Below are 5548 nucleotides of genomic sequence, written 5' to 3'. Positions count from 1 at the left end.
GTCTGGTACTCGCCGAGTGCTTTCGAGACCAACGGATACGAGATCCCCGAGACGTGGGACGACCTGATCGCGCTGTCCGACGAGATCGCCGGCCAAGGCGGCATGCCGTGGTGCCAGGGGATCGCCTCCGGCGATGCGACCGGGTGGCCGGCCACGGACTTCATCGAGGACATCCTGCTGCGTACCGCGGGGCCGGATGTGTACGACCAGTGGTACCAGCATGAGATCCCGTTCAACGACCCGCAGGTGGTCGACGCCGTCGACCGGGCCGGGGAGATCCTGAAGAACCCGGACTACGTCAACGGTGGATTCGGCGACCCGTCCAGCATCGCCACCACCGACGTCAACCAGGCCGGCCTGCCCATCCTGGAAGAGCAGTGCTACATGCACCGCGCCGCCTCGTTCTATGCTCCGAACTGGCCGGAAGGCACCGAGATCGCCGAGGACGGCGATGTCTACGCCTTCTACCTGCCGGCGATCGAGGAAGAGTTCGGTGACCCCGTCCTCGGCGCCGGAGAGTTCACCGTCGCCTTCGCCGACCGGCCGGAGGTACAGGCGTTCCAGGAGTACGTCTCCAGCGCCGAGTGGGCCAACGACAAGGCGGAACTGGGCGGCTGGGTCAGCGCGAACACGGGCGTCGACCTGGACAACTACCAGGACCCGATCAGCCGTCTCTCCGCTGAGCTACTTCAGGATGAGAACGCGGTCTTCCGCTTCGACGCGTCCGACCTGATGCCGGGCGATGTCGGTGCGGGCTCCTTCTGGACCGGCATGGTCGACTGGATCACCGGTGAGGAGACCGAAGCGGTCCTCACCCAGATCGAGAACACCTGGCCGGAGTAGTCCCGCTTCGGCTGGGGTCAGTAGGGCGTGTCGAGCACGCCCTAGGTCGATCACACATGCGCCTCGGGCCGGCCGTACATCAGTCCGGCCCGAGGCCGTTACACGAGTGGAGCCAATGGATACCGCTGAGAAGCTTATTCAGATGGTGATCGCCATAGCCCTGTTCTGCGGGGTCATGGGACTGATCATGTTGCTGGTGGGGCGGGTCAGGCGTGGTGCCGATCTCGCTCAGGCGCTCGCGTTCGTCGTTCCCGCGGTCCTGCTGCTCGCTGTCGGGCTCATCTACCCCGCCCTGCGCACCGCGTACCAGTCATTCTTCGACCGCACGACGGACAGCTTCGTCGGGCTCACCAACTACAGGGCGCTGTTCGAGCGCGACGACCTCCTCATCGTCTTGCGCAACACGTTGTTCTGGATCCTCGTCGCACCGGTCACCGCGACGGTGATCGGCCTCGTCTATGCCGTCCTCGTGGACCGCTCCCGGTTCGAGGCGTTCGCGAAGGCACTTATCTTCATGCCGATGGCGATCTCGCTGGTCGGGGCCTCTGTCATCTGGAGGTTCGTCTACGAGTACCGCCCGGACCAGCAGAACATCGAACAGATCGGCTTGTTGAACCAGATTCTCGTCTGGCTGGGGTTCGAGCCACAACAGTTCATGCTGAACGCTCCGATGAACACCTTCCTGCTGATAGCGATCCTGATCTGGGTGCAGGCCGGGTTCGCCATGACGGTCCTGTCGGCAGCCATCAAGGGCATCCCGCAGGACATCGTCGAGGCCGGTCGGCTGGACGGCTTGTACGGCGTGAAGATGTTCCGCTACGTCACCGTGCCCAGCATCCGTCCCGCACTGATCGTCGTACTGACGACGATCTCCATCGCGACGCTCAAGGTCTTCGACATCGTTCGCACGATGACCGGCGGTCAGTTCGACACCAGCATCGTGGCCAATGAGTTCTACACCCAGAGCCTCGTGCGAGGGAACTACGGCTTGGGCGCGGCGTTGGCGATGGTGTTGTTCGTGATGGTGGTCCCCATCGTGATCTACAACGTTCGACAGATGCGAAAGGCGGACATCCGATGAGCGCGGTGAAGCCGACACCGGAAGCGCGAGAGGGCTGGGACGCCGACGCCGCCGCCTCCCCAGCGTCGCGGGCACGCAAGAGACTCAGCTCGCGAGGTTCGTCGATAGCCGCGATCGTCATCGCGGTCCTGTGGACGCTTCCGACCTTCGGCCTGCTGCTGTCGTCGTTCCGGCCCGAAGACGACATCAAGGGGACCGGGTGGTGGAACTGGTTCACCGACCCTGAGCTCACACTGGACAGCTACGACGAGGTGCTGTTCGGCAGCCAGACGGAGTTGTCCACGTACGTCGTGAACTCGGTCGTCATCACCGTGCCGGCCGTGATCATCCCGGTCACGCTGGCGCTGATGGCCGCGTACGCCTTCGCCTGGATGAAGTTCCCGTTCCGGGACACCCTGTTCGTTGCGATCTTCGCGCTACAGATCGTGCCGATCCAGATCGCTCTCGTTCCGCTGCTGCGGATCTTCGTCGACACCGGGGTCAATGGCACCTTCTGGCCGTTGTGGATCGCGCACTCCACCTTCGCACTGCCGCTGGCGATCTATCTCCTGCACAACTTCATGCGAGACGTCCCGGCCGAGCTGGTCGAGGCGGCCCGGATGGACGGGGCCGGGCACGTGAAGATCTTCGGCACCATCATGCTTCCGTTGATCATGCCTGCGATTGCCGCGTTCTCGGTGTTCCAGTTCCTGTGGGTATGGAACGATCTCCTGGTCGCGCTGACCTTCGCGGGCAGCACGTCGGATGTGGCACCGCTCACCGCCCGAATCGCGGAGCTCGTCGGTACGCGTGGCACGGAATGGCACCTGCTCTCCGCCGGTGCATTCGTCTCCATGATCATCCCGGTGCTGGTGTTCGTCACCTTGCAACGCTTCTTCGTCCGTGGCCTGCTGTCTGGAAGCATCAAAGGGTGACGCCACACAGCAGTCGGGAATCGGAACAGCCGTCATGACCGGGATCGTGGACGTGGCGGCACGGGCAGGTGTCTCGGTGGCGACCGTGTCGCGGGCGCTGCGTGGACTCCCGGGCGTAGCGGATACGACCAGGAAAGCCATCCAGCAGATCGCCGCCGAGCTGGACTACGTCGCCTCGCCCAGTGCGGCCGGGCTGCCGACCGGCCGCACTGGTGCGGTGGCGGTCGTCTCTCCGGTCGCACGAGGGTGGTATTTCACAGCGGTGTGCGAAGGCGCTCAGGACGTGCTCACGGCCAATGGGTACGACCTGCTGCGTTATGAACTGTCCGAGATGGAGACGGACCGGCACCGGGTGTTCGACACCCAGCTGCTTCGTAAACGGGTGGACGCGCTGCTCATCGCCAGTCTGCGGCTCACGCACGACGAGGTCACCGCGCTTCACGCGATGAACCGCCCGGTGATGGTGGTCGGCCCCGTGGTTCCGGGCTCGCCGTGCGTGCGGGTCGACGACGTCGATGTCGGACGGCTGGCAACCGGTCATCTCGTCCGGCTCGGACACCGCGCCATCGCGTACGTGGGCGGCAACCCCGATGACAGACTCGGGTTTCCCGTCTCTCCGGCTCGGCACGCAGGTTACCTTCAAGCGCTGGAGTCGGCGGGGATCGAGCCGGACCCGGCGCTCACCGTCCCGTCCAAGTTCAGGGCCAACGACGGCGTCAACGCGTTCGCCGAGCTCTGCGCCCGCAACGTCAGCCCGACGGCCGTGTTCACCGTCTCCGATGAGGTCGCCATGGGTGTGATGCACGAGGCCCGGCGGCGCGGCTTGCGGGTACCGGAGGACCTCTCCGTGGTCGGCGTCGACAACCACGACATGTCATGGCTGTTCGGGCTGACGACGGTGGCTCAGGACGTCCGGGAGCAGGGGCGGATCGCCGCCGCCACGCTGATCGAGCGGCTGCGAACGGGCATCGAACATGAAACCTCGGTCACGACGATGCCGACATCGTTGATCGTGCGATCAAGCACGTCCCGGCCGGCGGGGGCGCGGCCGTAGGCCCGGAGACCAACGGAAGCGACCTGGGCACAGGAATCCCGCCGGTGTGTGTAGGCAACGCCTGTAGCCGATGCCTGTAGCCGGTGCTAGTCCCGCAGGTGGAGACGGCGCGCGGCTTCGGCGATCGAACCGGACAGCGACGGGTACACGGCGAACGCACGGGCCATCTGGTCCACCGTCAGCGACGCCTCTACCGCCAGCGAGATCGGATGGATCAGCTCGCTCGCACGCGGCGCTACCACCACCCCGCCGACGACGATCCCCGTACCCGGCCGGCAGAACAGCTTGACGAAGCCGTCGGAGATCCCCTGCATCTTGGCCCGGGCATTCGTCGCCAGCGGCAGCTTGACGGCCCGGGCGTCGATCTCCCGAGCGTCGAGCGCGGCCTGGCTCCAGCCCACCGTCGCGATCTCCGGGGACGTGAACACGTTCGCCGCCACGGTCTTCAGATCCAGCGGATGCACGGTGTCGCCCAGCGCGTGCCACATCGCGGTCCGGCCCTGCATGGCGGCCACCGAGGCGAGCATCAGCACTCCGGTGCAGTCACCGGCCGCGTACACGCCCCGCGCCGACGTCCGGGACACCCGGTCGACGACGACGAACCCGCCCGAATCGAGCTCGACGCCGCATTCGGAGAGGCCGAGGTTCTCCGTGTTCGGCACCGAGCCCACGGCCATCAGACAGTGTGTACCCTCCACTGTGCGTCCGTCTGAGAGCGTGACCACGACGCCGTCGCCGGTCCGCTTCACCGACGCCGCCCGCGACTGCGAGAGGACGGTCAGCCCACGCCGCGCGAAGACGTCTTCCAGGACGACCGCCGCGTCGGCGTCCTCGCCGGGGAGCACCCGGTCGCGCGAGGAGACAAGGACCACGTCGGATCCCAGCGCGTTGTATGCGCTGGCGAACTCCGCTCCAGTCACGCCGGAGCCGACCACGATCAGCCGCTCCGGCACCTCCTTCAGGTCGTAGACCTGCTCCCAGGTGAGGATCCGTTCACCGTCGGGTTCCGCGTCGGGCAGGATCCGTGGCCGGGCGCCGGTGGCCAGCAGCGTCGCGTCGGCGGTGAACTCCTCAGTGCCACCGTCCCGCAGGTCGACGACGACGCGGTCCTCGGGCGCCAACCGTCCGGTCCCGCGCACGACGCGCACGCCGGCCCGCTCGACGCTGGCGGCGGTGTCCGCCGACTGGGCCAGCGCGAGCCGCCGGACGCGCGCGTTCACCCGGGCAAGGTCGACGTGGGCGTGATCGTTGTGCATGATGCCGAGCTCTGACGATTCTGCCTGCTCCGTGGCGACCTCGGCCGTCGCGATGAGGGTCTTGCTCGGCACGCAGTCGGTGAGGACGGTGGAGCCACCGATCCCGTCCCTGTCCACAAGGGTGACCTCCGCCCCGAGCTGCGCCGCGACCAGCGCCGCTTCGTATCCGCCGGGGCCACCACCGAGTATCGCCACACGAGTCACGTACGCCATTGTTACGCATCTGCGGCGTCCTCATCGCAGCGGTCGGGCATACACACCGCATGCCCGACCATGTCACGCACTCACATGACGGCGCCGAGCTGCCAGGGCGCGAACTCCTCGTCGCCGAAGCCCAGGACCTCGCTGGCGGTCTGCTCGCCGGACGCGCTGGCCAGGATGCGGTCGAAGATCTGTCGTC

5 protein-coding genes are annotated in these 5548 nt (G+C 66.6%); 4 read left to right on the top strand and 1 reads right to left on the bottom strand.

Annotation, left to right across the window (positions count from 1 at the left end; translation table 11 throughout):
- The 4 genes from ELR45_RS38430 to ELR45_RS19570 form a co-directional block, all read left to right on the top strand.
- On the top strand, window positions 1-843 hold an 843-nt coding region (locus ELR45_RS38430; RefSeq protein ID WP_205856891.1), incomplete at its 5' end, for an ABC transporter substrate-binding protein.
- A gap of 115 nt (window positions 844-958) precedes the next feature.
- Window positions 959-1924: a carbohydrate ABC transporter permease gene (locus ELR45_RS19580; RefSeq protein ID WP_129667870.1), complete on the top strand. Its 966-nt coding sequence runs from the start codon at window positions 959-961 to the stop codon at window positions 1922-1924.
- Window positions 1921-2838 (top strand): carbohydrate ABC transporter permease, encoded by a 918-nt coding sequence (locus tag ELR45_RS19575; RefSeq protein WP_129667869.1) that lies wholly within the window; start codon window positions 1921-1923, stop codon window positions 2836-2838. Before ELR45_RS19580 ends, ELR45_RS19575 begins: the two co-directional genes overlap by 4 nt.
- Window positions 2839-2872: 34 nt before the next feature.
- Window positions 2873-3892, top strand: a complete 1020-nt coding sequence (locus ELR45_RS19570) for a LacI family DNA-binding transcriptional regulator (protein WP_129667868.1) — start codon at window positions 2873-2875, stop codon at window positions 3890-3892.
- Between the two features lie 86 nt (window positions 3893-3978).
- Here ELR45_RS19570 and ELR45_RS19565 read toward each other — a convergent pair whose 3' ends face one another.
- Window positions 3979-5361, bottom strand: a complete 1383-nt coding sequence (locus tag ELR45_RS19565; RefSeq protein WP_129667867.1) for an NAD(P)H-quinone dehydrogenase — start codon at window positions 5359-5361, stop codon at window positions 3979-3981.
- Between the last annotated feature and the right edge of the window lie 187 nt (window positions 5362-5548).

The sequence above is a fragment of the Phytoactinopolyspora endophytica genome, from assembly GCF_004138495.1.
GTDB classification, from domain to species: Bacteria; Actinomycetota; Actinomycetes; order Jiangellales; family Jiangellaceae; genus Phytoactinopolyspora; species Phytoactinopolyspora endophytica.
Note: the sequence above shows the minus strand (reverse complement) of the source record. Positions and strands in the feature narration are given on the sequence as shown.